At 63.4% G+C, this 16859-nt stretch carries 12 protein-coding genes; 7 read left to right on the top strand and 5 right to left on the bottom strand.

The annotated features are described in order from the left end of the window. The first annotated feature begins 5 nt into the window (after positions 1-5). Positions 6-812, top strand: a complete 807-nt coding sequence (locus tag JKP78_RS01140; RefSeq protein ID WP_200625875.1) for a CSS-motif domain-containing protein — start codon at positions 6-8, stop codon at positions 810-812. Positions 813-832: 20 nt separating this feature from the next. Here JKP78_RS01140 and hppD read toward each other — a convergent pair whose 3' ends face one another. Then, positions 833-1909, bottom strand: coding sequence for a 4-hydroxyphenylpyruvate dioxygenase (gene hppD / locus JKP78_RS01135; protein ID WP_186685793.1), 1077 nt, complete (start codon positions 1907-1909; stop codon positions 833-835). Between the two features lie 298 nt (positions 1910-2207). On the opposite strand from hppD, the gene JKP78_RS01130 reads away from it, so the two are divergent. Both JKP78_RS01130 and rarD read left to right on the top strand, forming a co-directional pair. Further along, a complete protein-coding gene (locus JKP78_RS01130) occupies positions 2208-3794 on the top strand; it encodes an EAL domain-containing protein (RefSeq protein WP_200625874.1) in 1587 nt (528 codons plus the stop codon). Positions 3795-3826: 32 nt separating this feature from the next. Then, positions 3827-4714, top strand: coding sequence for an EamA family transporter RarD (rarD, locus tag JKP78_RS01125; RefSeq protein WP_170030121.1), 888 nt, complete (start codon positions 3827-3829; stop codon positions 4712-4714). Here the strand turns inward: rarD and JKP78_RS01120 are convergent. Next, positions 4677-6248 carry a TerC family protein gene (locus JKP78_RS01120; RefSeq protein ID WP_200625873.1) on the bottom strand — a complete coding sequence of 524 codons (1572 nt, stop codon included), beginning with the start codon at positions 6246-6248 and terminating at the stop codon, positions 4677-4679. The genes rarD and JKP78_RS01120 overlap by 38 nt on opposite strands. Positions 6249-6529: 281 nt before the next feature. On the opposite strand from JKP78_RS01120, the gene JKP78_RS01115 reads away from it, so the two are divergent. Continuing rightward, positions 6530-7138: a LysE family translocator gene (locus JKP78_RS01115; RefSeq protein WP_200625872.1), complete on the top strand. Its 609-nt coding sequence runs from the start codon at positions 6530-6532 to the stop codon at positions 7136-7138. Here the strand turns inward: JKP78_RS01115 and JKP78_RS01110 are convergent. The 3 genes from JKP78_RS01110 to JKP78_RS01100 form a co-directional block, all read right to left on the bottom strand. Then, positions 7108-7899, bottom strand: coding sequence for an AraC family transcriptional regulator (locus tag JKP78_RS01110; RefSeq protein ID WP_200625871.1), 792 nt, complete (start codon positions 7897-7899; stop codon positions 7108-7110). The two genes, JKP78_RS01115 and JKP78_RS01110, sit on opposite strands and share 31 nt — an antisense overlap. Before the next feature lie 36 nt (positions 7900-7935). Beyond that, complete coding sequence (locus JKP78_RS01105; protein ID WP_200625870.1) at positions 7936-9063, bottom strand: glycosyltransferase family 61 protein; 1128 nt, start codon at positions 9061-9063, stop codon at positions 7936-7938. A gap of 73 nt (positions 9064-9136) precedes the next feature. Next, positions 9137-10291 carry a hypothetical protein gene (locus JKP78_RS01100; protein WP_200625869.1) on the bottom strand — a complete coding sequence of 385 codons (1155 nt, stop codon included), beginning with the start codon at positions 10289-10291 and terminating at the stop codon, positions 9137-9139. 333 nt (positions 10292-10624) lie between these two features. Between JKP78_RS01100 and JKP78_RS01095 the strand changes: the two genes are divergently transcribed. The 3 genes from JKP78_RS01095 to JKP78_RS01085 all read left to right on the top strand — a co-directional run bounded on the left by JKP78_RS01095 (position 10625) and on the right by JKP78_RS01085 (position 16796). Beyond that, positions 10625-14449 (top strand): leucine-rich repeat domain-containing protein, encoded by a 3825-nt coding sequence (locus JKP78_RS01095; protein ID WP_186685768.1) that lies wholly within the window; start codon positions 10625-10627, stop codon positions 14447-14449. 148 nt (positions 14450-14597) lie between these two features. Next, entirely contained in the window at positions 14598-16217 is a 1620-nt protein-coding gene (locus JKP78_RS01090; RefSeq protein WP_170030128.1) for an NADP-dependent glyceraldehyde-3-phosphate dehydrogenase, read from the top strand. Positions 16218-16328: 111 nt separating this feature from the next. Then, positions 16329-16796, top strand: coding sequence for a VOC family protein (locus JKP78_RS01085; RefSeq protein ID WP_200625868.1), 468 nt, complete (start codon positions 16329-16331; stop codon positions 16794-16796). Positions 16797-16859 lie beyond the last annotated feature (63 nt).

Below are 16859 nucleotides of genomic sequence, written 5' to 3'. Positions count from 1 at the left end.
CGCCTATGGCAAATATCATGATTCAAACTATCAATTGGCGAAAACTGTTGCTGATTCTGGCCATCGGCGTCATACCCGTGCTATCCGGGTTGCTGATGATGAATTACCAACTGGAAAGGAAACTTGAAGAGAACGCCCAGATTTCCGTTCAGGAGGCGGTTTTCAGCATCGACCAGGCGCTGGGCCGCATGGAGGCCAGCCTGGAGACAATCCTGCCGCTGGCCGGCAAACCCTGTGCCGAAGTGCTGGATGCGCTGGACCAGAGCGTCACCAGCAGCCCACACCTTCGCTCGTTGGCGCTGACCCGCGGGAAACAGGCGTATTGTGCGACCGACATGGACCCCTTGGAGTATATCTCCGCATTTTCCGAGTCCGGTCAGCGGGCGATGCTGGTATTCGACGCCCCTTCGTCGCCCAACGCGGCGATTATCAAGATCCAGAAACCGCACAGCGATCCCGGTGTAATCGCAACCGCCTATGGTCGACTGTTGCGCGACGAACTACGCGGTTTCCAGGACGGCCTGACCTTGCTGGTGGAATTCAACGACCAGTACATCTGGAGCGACGGCGACAGCCGCGACCCACAACGTCCCTCGCAAGCCGAATACAACCACCGAGCAGTATCGGAAAAATATGGCTACGTGGTGATCGGGGGCTACGGCAATGGGTATACCGCCCAGGAGTTCCGCCTTTCCCTGCATCAGGTACTCCCCTCGCTGGTACTGGTCGGGGTCGCCAGCATGTTCATTACATACCTGGGCCTGCCCAGAACGCACAAGAGAAAGGCAGATACCGCCGCCATCGATTCATGACGGCGGTAACCCTTGGGCTATCAGTCGGTGCTCAGCACACCACGGCGTACCTGGTCACGCTCGATGGACTCGAACAGTGCCTTGAAGTTGCCCTCACCAAAGCCATCATCCCCCTTACGCTGGATGAACTCGAAGAACACCGGGCCGAGCAGAGTTTCCGAAAAAATCTGCAACAGCAAGCGCTTGTCGCCAGGTTGCGAGGCGCCATCCAGCAAAATGCCCCGCGCCTTCAGTTCATCGACTGGCTCGCCATGGCCAGGCAGGCGCTCCTCAAGCATTTCGTAGTAGGTTTGCGGCGGTGCCGTCATGAAGCGCATGCCGAGGCCTTTCAGGGCATCCCAGGTCTTGAGCAGGTCATCGGTGAGGAAGGCCACGTGCTGGATGCCTTCGCCGTTGAACTGCATCAGGAACTCTTCGATCTGCCCGGCGCCCTTCGAAGACTCTTCGTTCAGGGGAATGCGGATCATGCCATCCGGTGCGGTCATGGCCTTGGATGTCAGGCCGGTGTATTCGCCCTTGATGTCGAAGTAGCGAATCTCGCGGAAGTTGAACAATTTCTCGTAGAAGCCGGCCCAGTACGCCATGCGCCCGCGATAAACGTTGTGGGTGAGGTGATCGATGATCTTCAGGCCGGCACCCACCGGGTTACGGTCCACGCCTTCGATGAACTTGAAGTCGATATCGTAGATCGAGCTGCCCTCTTCGAAGCGGTCGATCAGGTACAACGGTGCTCCGCCGATACCCTTGATGGCCGGCAGGCGCAGCTCCATCGGGCCGGTTTCGATTTCCACTGGCTGGGCGCCGAGTTCCAGGGCACGGGCATAGGCCTCATGGGCGTTGCGCACGCGGAACGCCATGCCACACACTGATGGGCCGTGTTCGGCGGCGAAGTACGAGGCGATGCTCTTGGGTTCGTTGTTCAGGATCAGGTTGATGCCGCCCTGGCGATACAGGTGCACATCCTTGGAACGGTGGGTAGCCACCTTGGTGAAGCCCAGCATCTGGAATACCGGCTCGAGTACGCCAGGCGCCGGCGAAGCCAGCTCGATGAATTCGAAGCCCATCAGGCCCATTGGATTGTCGAAGATATCAGCCATGTTCGTGTCCTCATCTGCAGCGAAAAATTAATGATTGCGTGGGATGTCGGACGGAAACGGCGGTGAGCAGGGGATTCCACGCACGCTGCGGGCGAGGAAATCACCTATGATCAGCTTGAACCCATGGTATGTCATATGGACCCATTCTCGGCGGGCTTGATCCTTCGGCATTGAAGGACCTTATTGTTGTATTCGTAAATCGATTCTACAGGGCGTAAATTGGTTTGTCGCGTTTTTAGTTGCTCATGCCTGCCGACAAACGGCTATCCTCTGGTTTTATTCTTGCAGATTAGCCAGCATGCCCCTTACAGCCAAACGCCGCGCCGGCCTGACCTGGCGCACCCTGCTGCCCTGGGTCGTCGGCGTGCTGCCGGTGGTGTGCGGCCTGGCCGTGATGAACTGGCAGATCGAACGCGAAATGCAGGCCAGCAGCCAAGCCACCACTCGCCAGGTGGTGGCGCATGTCGAACGTATTCTCGACAACCTGTCCAGTGCTGCCGACTCCCTGCTGCCGCTTGCCGGCAGCCCGTGCGAGCAGGTCCAGCTCAGATTGCGCGCCGAGGTCACGCGCAACGCCTTCGTCCGCTCGACCAACCTGTTCCGGCACAACACCCTTTATTGCACCTCGCTGTTCGGTGACTTCGACGAGCCCGTCAACGCTGGTAATTATGCCGACGGCAAGCTGTGGCTGATGGATGGCAACTCGGTCACCCCGGGCCATCCACTGCTGGTCTATCGGGCCAGCGACGATGACCAGGGCGCGATCAGCACGGTCGATGGTGAGCACCTGCTCACGGCGCTGCGCCTGATCGGCCCCGACGAAACGCTGCAGATCCGCGTGGGCAATGCCTGGCTGGGCAAGGATGGCATCGTGCACAAGGGCCAGCCCCCCGCCGCCGCCAAGGCGAATGTGCAGGTGGGCTCGACGCGTTACCCGTTCAGCGTGCAGGGTGGTTATGGCAGCGACAGGCCAGGCGAGCTATGGCGCAGCCACTACCCCGCCCTGTTCGGCCTGCTGCTGGTGCTGGGCGCGGTGTCCGCCCTGGTATGCCGCTGGCAGATACGCCGCATCACCTCGCCCCGTGCCGAGCTGCGCCGGGCCCTGGAGGCCGACGAGTTCCTGCCGTTCTTCCAGCCGGTCGTGCGCAAGGGTGATTACCGTTGGGCCGGCGCCGAAGTGCTGATGCGCTGGAACCATCCGCAGGAAGGTCTGGTGAGGCCCGACCTGTTCATCCCCTACGCCGAACACAGTGGGCAGATCGTCGCCATGACGCGCGCGCTGATGACTCACACTGCGCGCAACCTGGCGCCGTATGCGGGGCTACTGGAGGACGGTTTCCATATCGGCATCAACATCACCGCCGACCATTGTCGCGACTTCAGCCTGCTGGATGACTGCCGTACCTTCCTCCAGCACTTCCCACCTGGCCGGGTGGTGCTTACCCTGGAGCTGACCGAGCGCAAGCTGATCGAGGCCACCCCGGTGACCCTGGAACTGTTCGAGAAGCTGGACGCCATGGGCGTGAAAATCGCCCTCGACGACTTCGGTACCGGCCAGTCCAGCCTCAACTACTTGCGCCAGTTCAAGGTCGACTACCTGAAAATCGACCAGAGCTTCGTCGCCATGATCGGTGGCGACGCGCTGTCGGTGCATATCCTCGACACCATCATCGAGCTATCGGCCAAGCTGGGGCTGGGCATTGTCGCCGAGGGTGTGGAAACCGAAGCCCAGCGCGACTACCTGGCCCGTCACCACGTGGACTACCAGCAAGGCTACCTGTACGCCAGGCCCATGCCGGCGGCCGCGTTCCTCGAAGCGCTGGCCGCACATGCGAGCGCATCGCGGTTGCCGCAAGCTGCGCCCCCTGAGATCATGCGCGGCTGATCCAGCCGCTCAACTCCCAATTCGAGGCATTCGTGTCAAAAGGCATTCTCTCGTCGGTCATGGCGTCCTGTCTGTTCGCCGTGATGTACTTCTATACCTCGCTGCTCACCCCACTCGACGGCGAGGAAATCTTCGGCTGGCGCACGCTGCTGACCTTGCCTTGCCTCACGCTGTTCATGCTGGTCTCGCAGGACTGGAAACGGGTTGCCGAACTGCTCGCCCGGGTAAGACGCACGCCGCTGCTGGCGCTGGGCATGCTCGGCACATCGTGGCTGATGGGTGTGCAGCTGTGGCTGTTCCTCTGGGCGCCCCTGCACGGGCGCAGCCTGGAAGTGTCGATGGGCTACTTCCTGCTACCGCTGGCCATGGTCCTGACCGGGCGGCTGGTCTACGGCGAGCGGCTGTCACGCCTGCAAAAGGTGGCGGTGGCGTGTGCCGCGCTGGGCGTAGGCCACGAACTGTTCCAGCATGGCAGTTTTGCCTGGGAAACCCTGGTGGTGACGATCGGCTACCCGATCTACTTCGTGTTGCGCCGGCGGTGCCGCACAGACCACCTCGGTGGCCTGTGGTGCGACATGTGCCTGCTGTTGCCGTGGGCGTTGTATTTCGTGATCCAGGGCCCGCTGTCCACGGCTGACCTGCAGGCATACCCCGGGTTGTATGCGCTGATCCCGATTCTCGGAGCAATCAGCGCCTCGGCGCTGATTGCCTATGTGCTGGCCAGCCGCTTGCTGCCCTTCAGCCTGTTCGGCCTGCTCAGCTATGTCGAACCCGTGCTGCTGGTGGGCGTGGCGCTGCTGCTCGGCGAGACCATCGGCCCGGACCAGTGGCTGACCTACCTGCCGATCTGGGCCGCGGTACTGGTGCTGATCCTCGAAGGGTTCAGGCACCTGCTGCGTCAACGGCGTCGTTCGGTGTAAGCCGAACCTGGCGCACACGCCGTTCTTCAACCGCCTCCACGACCAGCGTCCAGCCGTTCCAGGCCAGGCGGTCGCCAACCACCGGCAGGCGGTCAAGCAGGCTCATGACCAGGCCCGCGAGGGTCTGGTAGTCCTCGGTGGCGCGGGCGCTGAACCCCGTGCGTGCCTGTACCTGGCTCAGGTTCACCGCACCGCTGACCACGAAGCCCTCACCGTCCTCGACGATGCCCGGCCCTTCAACCTCGCTGGCATCGGGCAATTCACCGGCGATCGACTCGAGGATGTCGGTCATGGTCAGCAGGCCGGTAAAGTCACCGAACTCGTTGACCACGAAGGCAATGTGGGTGGACTGGCCACGCATCTGTTCCAGGGCGTTGAGGATGCTGAAGCTTTCCAGCAGGTTCAATGGCGCCCGTGCCATGCCCTCCAGGTCCGGCTGGTTGCCCGACAGCAGTTCCTTGAGCAGTTCCTTCTTGTGCACGAAGCCCAGTGGCTCGTCCACGCGCCCATCGCGGATCAACGGCAGGCGCGAGTACGGCGAATTGGCCAGGGCCTGGGCAATGGCGTCGGCCGGCTGCGCCAGGTCGATCACATCGACCTCGGCGCGTGCCGTCATCACCGTGCGGATCGGCCGCTCGGCCAGGTTCAGCACGCCGCTGATCATCACCCGCTCACGGCGGTCGAACACGACCTGTTCCCCACCGCCGTCGACCAGGTCGGCGATTTCTTCGCCCACCTCGTCAGCCTCGACCCGGCGGCCACCCAGCAGGCGCAGCACGGCATGCGCAGTACGCTCACGCAATGGCCGATGCTGCTGCAGGCTGCGCTTGCGGCGGGCACGGGCCAGCTGGTTGAACAGCTCGATCAGGATGGAGAAGCCGATCGCCGCGTACAGGTAGCCCTTCGGGATATGGAAGCCGAGGCCTTCGGCGGTCAGGCTGAAGCCGATCATCATCAGGAAGCCCAGGCACAGCATGATCACCGTGGGGTGGGCGTTGACGAAGCGGGTCAGCGGCTTGCTGGCGACAATCATGATGCCGATCGAGAAGATCACCGCGATCATCATCACCGACAGCTGTTCAACCATGCCCACAGCGGTGATGACCGCGTCCAGCGAGAACACCGCGTCGAGCACCACGATCTGCGCCACGATCGGCCAGAACGCGGCATGGCGTACCGCGCCGCTGGCCTGGGCCACATGACCTTCCAGGCGTTCATGCAGCTCCATGGTGGCCTTGAACAGCAGGAACACGCCGCCGAACAGCATGATCAGGTCACGGCCGGAGAAGCTCTTGTCGAACACGTCGAACAACGGCGCGGTCAAGGTGACCATCCAGGAAATGCTGGCCAACAGGCCCAGACGCATGATCAGCGCCAGGCTCAGGCCGATCACCCGTGCACGGTCGCGCTGATGCGGCGGCAGCTTGTCGGCCAGGATGGCGATGAACACCAGGTTGTCGATGCCCAGCACCAATTCGAGGACGATAAGCGTCAACAGGCCCAGCCAGGCCGTGGGGTCGGCTAGCCATTCCATTAGCGGATACTCAGGTGGGCAGCGTCACGAGGACGAGGAAAGAAGGGCTGTAAAAGCCGGGGACTGGGGGGCTCCGCGAAGGTGCTCATAGGGACCTTGATAGCAAATAGGAAATGAGATCGTACAGACTGGGCAGCTGCGCTTGATATCGGAAAACTATTACAAAACCTGTAACCACTGATCGCTGCAAACCGCTGGCCCGACGTTGGGTATTTTTCTTCAATACCACCGGCCGTCGATACCCGAGGATGAAGCCTTCTCCCAACCAAACGGATTTCCTCATGAGCCTGTCCCTGTCCATGGCCGCCTTCGCACTGGCGGCTTCGATCTCCCCCGGCCCGGTCAACATCGTCGCGCTGGGCAGCGGTGCCCGCCATGGCCTGCGCGCCAGCCTGGCCCACGTGGCCGGCGCCACGCTGGGCTTCTGTCTGCTGCTGGTGCTGGTCGGCCTGGGCCTGCACCAGTTGCTGCTGCGCTGGCCGGTACTGGGCCTGCTGTTGCACTGGGGCGGTGTGGCGTTCCTGCTGTACATGGCTTGGAAACTGGCTGGCGACGATGGGCAATTGGACAGCAAGCAGCCGCTGCGCGCACCTTCGGCGTGGCACGGCGCGGCAATGCAATGGCTCAATCCCAAGGCCTGGCTGGCAGCGGTGTCCGGGGTTGGCGCCTACACCGGCGGCGAGCAGCACTTGCTGTGGCTGTTTGCCTGGATCTACGGGCCGATCTGTTTCCTTTCGGTGGGCAGCTGGGCGTGGGCAGGCAGCGTGATCCGGCAGTATCTGGACAACCCACGGCAACTGCGCCGGCTGAATCGGGGCTTGGCCGTGTTGTTGGTGGGTAGCGCGGTCTACCTGGTCCTTCAAGGCCAGCAAGGGGCGGCATTGCGGTAATGCCCGGGGGTCGCCGCCAGGTGCTGCTTGAACGCCCGCTGCAGGTGTGCCTGGTCGGCAAACCCGGCTTCCTGCGCCACCTCGGCAATCGCCCGGCCCTCGCGCAGCTGCGCCCTGGCCAGTTGCACGCGCTGGTCGAGCAGGTAGCCATGCGGCGTCAGGCCGAAGCGCTGGCGGAATGCGCGGATCAGGTAGGAGCGTGACAGACCGCAGGCGGCGCAGATGTCTTCCAGGCTCAGCGGGTCGCTGCGATGGGCACGGATGAATGCAGCCGCGGCGGCCAACCGCGGGTTGCCCTCCTCGGGCACACCGCTATGGCCGCCGAGCAGGCCCGGCAACGCGGCAAACAGCGCCGCCAGGCGGTGTTCGCGGTCTGGCACGCTGGCATCGAACAGGTCGGCAAACAACTGTAACAGCCGCCGGTACAATTCCGGCGAGCGACTCCAGGCCTGGGCCGGCAAGGCAAACCCCTGCGCCTGCAACCAGGGCATGTCGACGAACAGCATCAGGTACGACCATGCTTCCCCGGCAATGGGGTTGCAGGCATGCACCACGCCTGGGTTCATCAGCACCGTGGTACCCGCTGCCACCTCGAGCTGCCGGTCACCGTTCAGGTAGGTGCTGCGCCCGCCGGTGATCACTCCGAGGGAAAAGCTTTCATGAGAGTGCGCGGCGTAACACACCTGGCGCCCATCCCCTACCCGTCGCGCTTCGACGAAGGGCAACGCCGGATCACGCCAGAACCTTGATACTTCGATCATCCCTCGCCCCGCTCGCCGCTGTCATGCATCCGGATACTACACAGTATGCCGGGGAAACAGGTCGAGTGTTCGTTCCACTTCGCCAATATCAATCGTAAAACCATCGCCTTCCGGTGTCCCCACCACAAAGCCGAAATGTTGGTCGTCACGATCCGTGAGGTACTTGTAGTAGCTGACGAACCGGTTCGGCGGCTGCAAGGTCAGCAGGCAGCCGCCGGGTTGCAGTACGTTCACGCCGTGCACCAGCTGACTACCCTCCACCCCCATCACCACCCTCGCCCCGGCACAGGCCGCCACGATAGTGGGTACATCGCACTTCAGCGGATTGACAATGCGAAAGCCGCGGGTTGCTCTCAAATGCTCGGCCAGCGCCAGCTCATTGCGCAACAGGCGCAAGTCACCGTCACTACCGCGCAGCAGGAACACACCAGGGTGGGAAGCATGCGCCACATGCGCCAGCAACTTTTCGCCCATGGCCCGGTAGCGAGCATGTCGGCTGCGGTTGTTGGACAGATCATCGAACAGCACCAGTTCCCGGAAGAACGCACTGCGCAAGCGCAGCGGTCTCATCTCCAGCCAGTCTTCATAGGCCGGCACCTGGGGATACAGCGGGAATCTGGCCGAAGGTGCCGTGGTCACCGGTATGCCCTCGTTGCAGGCCAACGCGTAGGTCGGGCAATCCTCCGTCAGCCAGTTGCCGAACCAGGTATTACCGTTCTGCGTGCAGTAGATTGCCGCGCGATCAACTTCGTGGTCCACGCTGATGGTCGGGAAAGTGCTGGGCTTCAGCGACAGCCAGTGGCTGGCATTGCCCTTGTACAGTGCCCCTTCTACCAGCCACACATCCTTGATCAGGTAGCCGCGGGTCGGCCCCTGCTGCATGCTGATGCCGCCGCGCATGGTCGGCCCCGGGTGCACGTACGGATAGAACCGCTGGCCTTCCCACCCGGTCACCCGCTCCAGTTGGCCTGGCAGGTAAATGGCCGGGGGCGAGACCGTGACTTCACCGGGCGCGATGTCCCAGCTGTTGGCCGCGACGCTCTTCAGGTCGATGACGCTGCACCTGCCCAGCCGTTTGCGCAACATGTACTGGTAGGCGGCCAAGGTCCAGGTATGCTGCCTGGCCGGCGGTGATGCACTGCACTGCGAGATGTCGCTGCCCATGAGGCGTCCTCCCTTGCTGACGAGGCCAGAGACCTGGTGTTGCGCGCCAGATCAACGCCTCCCTGGCAGCCCTTCAACTGCACATGATCCGCTCCATGCTGGGCGGTGACTGCAGGCTGGCATAGCGGCTGCGTAAGCTCTCCATGAATGGCTCGCCTGCACCGCTGCGACCGTAGAGGTAGATCTTGTGCAGGCCGCCAAACACCATTTCCTGGTAGCGGCTGGCGACTTCCGCGTCACTCGGGCCTTCGGGCAACCCCAGATGCAGCGTGAGCTTGTCGCCTTCGATGGCGAACATCGGAGTGTCCCAGAGGAACTTCGCGGTGCCGGTCCTCGGTAAGCGAACAAACAGACAGGCATGGTTGCCAAGCGAGTCGATGTCGCCGCCGCGGCGGCGCTTCCATTTCAGCAGCCCGTCATCCGGGCGCGCCAGGCAAAGGCCAATGTCGTAGTAATCGAAGCCCTTCTCCAGGGCCCATTCCAGCGCCATGAAGGTGGTGATCGAGTTCACCTCGCGCAACTTGCGGGCATCGGAAAACACCGCCTCGCAATAGCCGAAACGCAACGTGCTCCAATAACGCTTGCCGCCGCGCACCACTTCGCAGCCCAGGTGGCAGCCAATCACGTCATCGTTCAACGTGATCAGGTCGAGCCGGCCGACACTTCTGGCAATGCGAAACACTTCCGGCGTAGGGAACTGTGCTGCATGAATACCCTGCCTGGCGCTGGCATAGGGGCGCAGAAGGTCGCGGTCAGCCATGGCGATTTCCTCGTCCGTCAGGGCCTGGCGCATGCGGTACAGTGGGCGATGCTTGCGGATACTGCGTCTTAGCTCGCTGTCGTAGCGCGCCGTGATGTCCTCCAGCGGACGGCCCAGCGGCACCACAGCGCTCAGGTAATGAGGCACCGACAATGCCCCGGCCGTCGGCATTTCGCTGACCACCACCCGGTGATCAGCTGCCGTGGTCGCGCAAGCGCTGTCGATGATTGCATTGCTGCCCTGGCCCTTGCCGGCAATCAGCAGCTTGGCCATTTCTCTCTGCTGCTTGCGCCCGACATAGACAATCTCGTAAGGGCTTTCCTGCTGCAAGCGGAACCTGGCCACTTCCCAGCGCCAGAAGCAGGCACGCGCCAATCCTTCACGCAGTTTGCTGGCCAGGTGTCTGATTTCGTAGCGTATCGAGGGCGACAAGTGTTTTCGCGCCAAAGCCGTCAAGGTCGCTTTCATTTCTTCTTCGACGTCCTTCGATGTGCTCTTTGGTCTATCGGAAAAGGACCACTGCTCAGCAACGACTGGTTATGGATTTGCGCGTTTTATCCACAAAGTGTGCTATCGATTAACAATTTAAGGTGTGCCCAAAGCGTTTCGCAAGCGGCACTTCGATTGCATTTCCTGACGCCTGTTCGGGCTGCTGCAACGTTTCATGGCGTCAAATTTCCTGCATGAACAGCGCATCCGCGGAACACCTTCTGTGGCCCTGCGCTCGCGCGTTACCCCGTTACCACTTGGCCAGCGAGAAATCACGTTTGATGCCTTCTCTTACAGAGAAGGAGCATCGCCATGCCCGCCAACAACCCTCATCAGACCGTGCTCGAAGCGCAACTACCGCAGTGGGCCCGCCAGGCAACGCCCGAACAGTGGGCCACGTTACCGCGTACCCAGGTCGCCCCGTGGCAGGCACAGGACTGGTTCGCCAATTCCCCCCCAGACCTGCGCCAGGCCGTGCGCGCCAGCAGCACGCGCCTGCTCCACGCGCAAGCAGCCCTGGCCCACTCACTGCAAGGCCTGAAACAGATCACTGAATTCGCTGAGCCATTGCTGCAGGGCCGCCTTGCCCACCATGGCATTCAGGCCCTGCGCAGCACCGAGTTACTGCGGGTCGAACGCACCTGGCATTGGGGCGGCATGCGCTATCTCTATCGCCACCAGCGCCATAACCTGCTCCAGGCCGCCCTGCAGAACTTCGCCGACGACGAGGCGTTCACTGCCGAGAGTGCCATTGCCTTGAGCGGCAACATCCAGGTGACGGCAGTCGAGGTACAAGGTTCGGTCACATTGGGTATGCAGGTACCTGTGGCCCACTTTCCGCTGAAGTCCGAGCGCTACCGGGTGGAGCGCCTGCCGCTGGCCCCCAGCGCGTTCGCCACGTTATGCCGTGAACTGGACCTGGGGGGTGCGTACCAGGCCCACCTTGAACAACACTTCGCCCGGCCCACCACCCGAGCGCTGGCCATCAAGGTGCAGAAAAACCGCCTGCGCCTGGCCGCCGACCTTGCCTACCTGCGGCACCTGGTCGACGGCAGCACGCGTGATCAGGTCGAGCAACTGCTGCAGGGTGGCGAGGTGAAGTGCTGGCAGCTGGCGCTGTTCGGCATCACCCTGCACGAAGTCATGCTGATCGATACTGGCCGCGCAGGGTTGGCCCTGTACCTGCCCGGCCATGACCCAGCCCTGCGACAGTGCAGCAACCTGGAGGCGGTGCACGATGCACTGGCGACCTTGCTGCTGGAAGCCGATGCCCGCCAGGCCTTCAGCGCCTACATCAGCCAGGACCAGCGCGCGCACTTCCTCGACCTGCTGCAGCAGAACCTCGACGCTACCGGCAACAGCGCCCCCGACCGCACCTGGCAGCGTGCCGCACAGGCCGACCTGCGCCCCACGCGCCTGGCGATCACGGCCGAGCCTTTCGGCCACTACCAGGACCTGCACCTGGACCGTCTCAAGCACGAAGCCAGCCTGCTGGCGGTGCCGACAGCCGCGGCCGATGCCAGCGCGCGGGCCAGGCGCCTGGAGGCATGGGAAAGCCTTGGCCTGGATGCACTGAATATCGCCGGTTTCTTCATTCCAGGGGTAGGCACCCTGATGCTGGCCGTTACCGCATGCCAGTTGCTCGGCGAAGCCTTCGAGGGCTATGAGGCCTGGCAGGAAGGCGACCGGCACCTGGCGCTGCGCCACCTGGAGGCGGTCGGCCTGAACCTGGCGCTGATTGGCGGCTTCGCGACAGCTGCCAAGGTGGTCCCCAAGCTGTTCAACAGCCCATTGATGGAAAGCCTGCAGCAGGTACGCGGCCGCGACGGGCGCTACCGGCTCTGGAATGAAGACCTCACCCCCTACCGCAGTGCCCAGGTTCTGCCCGAACACCTGCAGGCCAATCCACTTGGCCAATACCTGTACGAGGGCCGCCATTTCATCCGCATGGACGGCCATCTGTTCGAACAACGGTTCGACAATGACCTGCAGCAATGGCGGGTGGTTCACCCCGATACACCGGATGCCTGGCAGCCACCGCTGACGCATAATGGCCAAGGCGCCTGGCGTGGCCAGCATGAGCACCCCGAGCTGTGGCCATTTGCCCAGCTGGCGCGCCGGCTGGGCGATGCCTACCGCGCCTTCACCCCAGACCAGTTGGCGCAGGCTGGACGGCTTTGTGGCATCGATGCCGCGCAGTTGCGCCGGGTGCACCTGGAAGGCCTGGCCACGCCGCCACTGTTGCTCGATGCGCTGCAACGCATGGCGGCACAAGCCGAGGTCGAGGTTTTGGCTGGCAAGGCCCCGCCTGGCTTGTTCGAGCGGCTGTACAACGGTGACGCAGCCATTACTCCACCGACGCAGAAATTGCTCGATACCTACCCGCGGCTGTCCCCTGCCCTGGCCAGGCGCTTGCTGGCACCGCTGGATGAGGCCGAACTGCTCGCCTGGCAACAGCGCAGCCAGTTGCCTGTGCGGGTTCGCCAATCGCTGGAGCAGGTGCACAGCGAGCTACCGCTGGTACGCGCGCTGGAGGGCCTGCTTCAGCCAGCCCGGGCCAACAGCGCCAGCGAACGCCTGTTGTTCAGCGCACTGGATGCCATGCCGGGCTGGCCTGGGGATGTGCGCCTGGAGTTGTGCGGCGCCAGCCCAGCAGGCGTCCGCCTGGACCAGGTCGGCAGCGACCGGGCCACTACCCTGTACCGTGTGATCAAGACCGTCGACGGCTATGAGGCCTATCTCGGTGATCGCCCTGCACCCGCACTGCGTGATCACGACCTGTGCCGCGCGGTAGAACAGGCCCTGCCAGCCGCGCAACGCCAGACCCTGGGTTTGCTCACCGAAGATGGCAGCACGCTACGCCAGCGTGTGCTGGCCTGGGCCGACCAGCACAGGGCGACACTGGCACAGCGGCTGTGGGGGCACCGCGCGTTGCTGCGCAGGCCCAAGGGCGCCCTGTACGGCGGCCGGCCCCTTGCCCCCGAACCCCATCAGCCGCGCCTGGCAGGGTCGCTGGCCGGGGCCTACCGCCGCCTGTACCCCGATGCCAGCGATCAGGAATTCGAAAACTGGCTCGGCAACGATGAGGACAACCCGTACCTCGATGACCTTCGCTCCCCCACCCAGCGGCTGCGCGACCTGCAGCAGCGTCTGGATAGCCTGCGCCGCGACCTGCGGGAGTGGGCCCGGCCCGACCCACAGCGCACGCACCAGAGGCAGCGGGCCATCCGCCCCATCCTCAACGCCTGGCAACGGCTCTCGACCGTAGCGCTGGAAGGCGGTGGCCGCCTGCACAGCCTGGACCTGTCCGGCCTGGAACTGGACAACCAGGCCCTGGCCAGCCTGCCACTACCCAATGACTTCAGCCATGTCGAGCACCTGTCCTTGAGCTATAACCGTTCGCTCAGCCAGTTGCCGGGCGGATTCTTCCAACGCTTCCCCAACCTGCAGCGCTTGCTGCTGACTGACTGCCGCTTCGACACACTGCCGCGCCTGAGCAACCCTGCCCAGCTAAGCTGGCTGGATATGGAAGGCAACCGTATCACCTGGGATGCCCAGGCCCAGCAAACCCTGGACAGCTGCTTCGGCCTGGTTGTGCTGGACCTGTCGGGCAACCCCTTGCTGCAGGCCCCGGACCTGCGCGGGCTGGCTTATCTGAAAACGCTGTTCCTGAACAACTGTACGCTCAGCGAATTGCCGCGCGGCCTGGAGCTGGTCACCGAGCCGATCATCCTCGACATTGGCGACAATCAGCTGCTGCGGTTGCCGGAGGGTTTCAACGTGCCACGGCCGGTCGCAGACGCGCTGCGCCTGGAAAGCGACTGGCTGGGCGCCCCGGTGCTTGCGCAGATCGAAGCCTACAACGCCACGCACCAGGTGGACCTGCTGGTAAACGCAGGTGACTACCTGGAATTCTTCGAGCAGACCGGCCCGGCCGAAGCGGCCCTGTGGCAACGGTTACCCCTGCAGTATCGTCGCGATCTCAGGCCGTTGCTCGAAGGCGAACCGTTCCTGTCCCATCCGCAACATGCTCGTGCCGAGTTCTGGCGGCGCCTGGCGTTGATCGACGCAGACCCGGCCCTGCGCCAGGAATGGTTGACGCACCCGCCATACAACCTGTTCAACCTCCCGCTTTGACATGGCCCTGCGCGCCTGCCTGTACAACAGGCAGGCATTGATGGCCAGGTTAGGCCAGACTGGTGTTTTTCCGGCAGCCGGTGCATGCTCGCAGCTGAAGCGTTTCACCCGGCTCTAAACCCGCCCAGTAATGTGAGGTGCAGTACCCATGGACCGTCTGCTCGATTCACTCTTCCCCAGTGCCGAAAACATCCCGCAATCCTGGCGCCTGGAAGCCCCCCTGGAACAACGCGACTACCTGGTGAACGGCGAGCTCAGGCGCTGGGACGGCCCCCTGGCCACGGTGCGCAGCCCGGTCTGGCTCAAGGATGGCAACGAAGAACACCAGGTGGTGCTGGGCAGCGCGCCGCTGCTCGACGCCGATACCGCGCTCACCGCTCTCGATGCCGCCGTACAGGCCTACGACAAAGGCCGCGGCGCCTGGCCCACCCTGCGCGTGGCCGAGCGCATCCAGCATGTCGAGGCGTTCCTGGCGCGCATGCGTGAGCAGCGCGAAGCAGTGGTCAAGCTGCTGATGTGGGAGATCGGCAAGAACCTCAAGGACTCGGAAAAGGAATTCGACCGTACCTGCGACTATATCGTCGACACCATCAATGCCCTCAAGGACCTCGATCGCCGCTCCAGTCGCTTCGAGCTGGAACAGGGCACGCTGGGCCAGATCCGCCGGGCACCGCTGGGTGTAGCGCTGTGCATGGGGCCTTACAACTACCCGCTCAACGAAACCTTCACCACGTTGATCCCGGCCCTGATCATGGGCAACACCGTGGTGTTCAAACCGGCCAAGTTCGGCGTCCTGTTGATTCGGCCACTGCTCGAAGCGTTCCGCGACAGCTTCCCGCCAGGCGTGATCAACGTCATCTATGGCCGCGGCCGGGAAACGGTGAGCGCGCTGATGGCCAGTGGCAAGATCGATGTGTTCGCCTTCATCGGCACGCACAAGGCCGCCAGTGACCTGAAAAAACTGCACCCGCGCCCGCACCGCCTGCGCGCCGCGCTGGGCCTGGATGCCAAGAACCCGGGCATCGTCCTGCCCCAGGTGGACCTCGACAACGCCGTCGAGGAAGCCGTCACCGGCGCGCTGTCGTTCAATGGCCAGCGCTGCACGGCGTTGAAGATCCTATTCGTCCACGAGGACGTGGTGGACGCCTTCCTCGACAAGTTCCAGCGCAAGCTGGCCGCACTGAAGCCCGGCATGCCCTGGGAGCCTGGTGTAGCGCTGACGCCACTGCCGGAGCCGGGCAAGGTCGATTACCTCGACGGCCTGGTGGCCGATGCCAAGGCCAAGGGCGCACGGGTAGTCAACGAAGGTGGCGGGCACAGCCGCGGCTCGTTCTTCTACCCGGCCGTGCTGTACCCGGTGCAGCCCGACATGCGCGTGTACCACGAGGAACAGTTCGGCCCACTGGTGCCGGTGGTGCCTTACCGCGATCTGCAGACGGTGATCGATTACGTGCTGGACTCCGATTACGGCCAGCAACTGAGCCTGTTCGGCAACGACCCGGCAACCATCGGCAGCCTGGTCGACACCTTCGCCAACCAGGTCGGCCGGATCAACATCAACGCGCAATGCCAGCGCGGCCCGGACACCTACCCGTTCAATGGCCGCAAGAACAGCGCCGAAGGCACCCTGTCGGTGCATGACGCCCTGCGCGTGTTCTCGATCCGGACGCTGGTGGCAACACGCTTCCAGGCAGCCAACAAGGCGCTTATCAGCGAGATCATCCGCAACCGGCAGTCGAGCTTCCTGACTACCGACTACATCTTCTGACCAGCGCGATTATAGACAAACGATCTATCAATACGGTCGATCTTCCATCCGTGCAAACGACTCTAAGCAACAGGGCGCCCGCCGGCGCCCATTCAAAAAGGAGAGTCGAACATGGCAGCCAGACCCATTCCGGAAGGCCAGCACAGTATCACCCCGTACCTGGCCATCAACGATGCCGCCAAGGCCATCGAGTTCTACAAGAAGGCCTTCGGTGCCGTCGAGATGTTCCGCCTCGACGCCCCGGGTGGCCGCGTTGGCCATGCCGAACTGAAGATCGGTGACTCGTCACTGATGCTTGGTGACCCCTGCGACATGGAAGGCGGCCTGACCGCCAGCCAGAAGCTCGGCGGCGCAGGCGTCGGCCTGCACCTGTATGTCGAGGACAGCGACAAAGTCTACGCCCAGGCCCTGGCGGCCGGCGCCACCCAGCTGAACGCAGTGACGGACCAGTTCTACGGCGACCGCAGCGGCACCCTGAAAGACCCGTTCGGCAATATCTGGTTCGTGTCCACCCACAAGGAGGACCTGACCCCCGAGGAAATTCGCGCCCGTGCCGCGAAGCTGTTCGGCGGCAACTGAGCAGCAGGTTGAAAGCGGCGCGACTTTGCCTGAAGCTTGGCGCTCGTAGCCTGGAGCCGCGTC

The organism is Pseudomonas sp. LAM2023, from assembly GCF_016620375.1.
Classification (GTDB): Bacteria; Pseudomonadota; Gammaproteobacteria; order Pseudomonadales; family Pseudomonadaceae; genus Aquipseudomonas; species Aquipseudomonas anuradhapurensis.
This window is presented reverse-complemented; position numbering and strand designations above follow the sequence as displayed.

Bases quoted from the DNA above. Each gene is read 5' to 3' on its own strand.
- JKP78_RS01090 (WP_170030128.1), top strand. From the start codon at position 14,598: ATGGACCGTCTGCTCGATTCACTCTTCCCCAGTGCCGAAAACATCCCG.
- JKP78_RS01105 (WP_200625870.1), bottom strand. From the start codon at position 9,063: ATGGGCAGCGACATCTCGCAGTGCAGTGCATCACCGCCGGCCAGGCAG.
- JKP78_RS01085 (WP_200625868.1), top strand. From the start codon at position 16,329: ATGGCAGCCAGACCCATTCCGGAAGGCCAGCACAGTATCACCCCGTAC.
- JKP78_RS01110 (WP_200625871.1), bottom strand. From the start codon at position 7,899: ATGATCGAAGTATCAAGGTTCTGGCGTGATCCGGCGTTGCCCTTCGTC.
- JKP78_RS01140 (WP_200625875.1), top strand. From the start codon at position 6: ATGGCAAATATCATGATTCAAACTATCAATTGGCGAAAACTGTTGCTG.
- hppD (WP_186685793.1), bottom strand. From the start codon at position 1,909: ATGGCTGATATCTTCGACAATCCAATGGGCCTGATGGGCTTCGAATTC.
- JKP78_RS01115 (WP_200625872.1), top strand. From the start codon at position 6,530: ATGAGCCTGTCCCTGTCCATGGCCGCCTTCGCACTGGCGGCTTCGATC.
- JKP78_RS01120 (WP_200625873.1), bottom strand. From the start codon at position 6,248: ATGGAATGGCTAGCCGACCCCACGGCCTGGCTGGGCCTGTTGACGCTT.
- JKP78_RS01100 (WP_200625869.1), bottom strand. From the start codon at position 10,291: ATGAAAGCGACCTTGACGGCTTTGGCGCGAAAACACTTGTCGCCCTCG.
- JKP78_RS01130 (WP_200625874.1), top strand. From the start codon at position 2,208: ATGCCCCTTACAGCCAAACGCCGCGCCGGCCTGACCTGGCGCACCCTG.
- JKP78_RS01095 (WP_186685768.1), top strand. From the start codon at position 10,625: ATGCCCGCCAACAACCCTCATCAGACCGTGCTCGAAGCGCAACTACCG.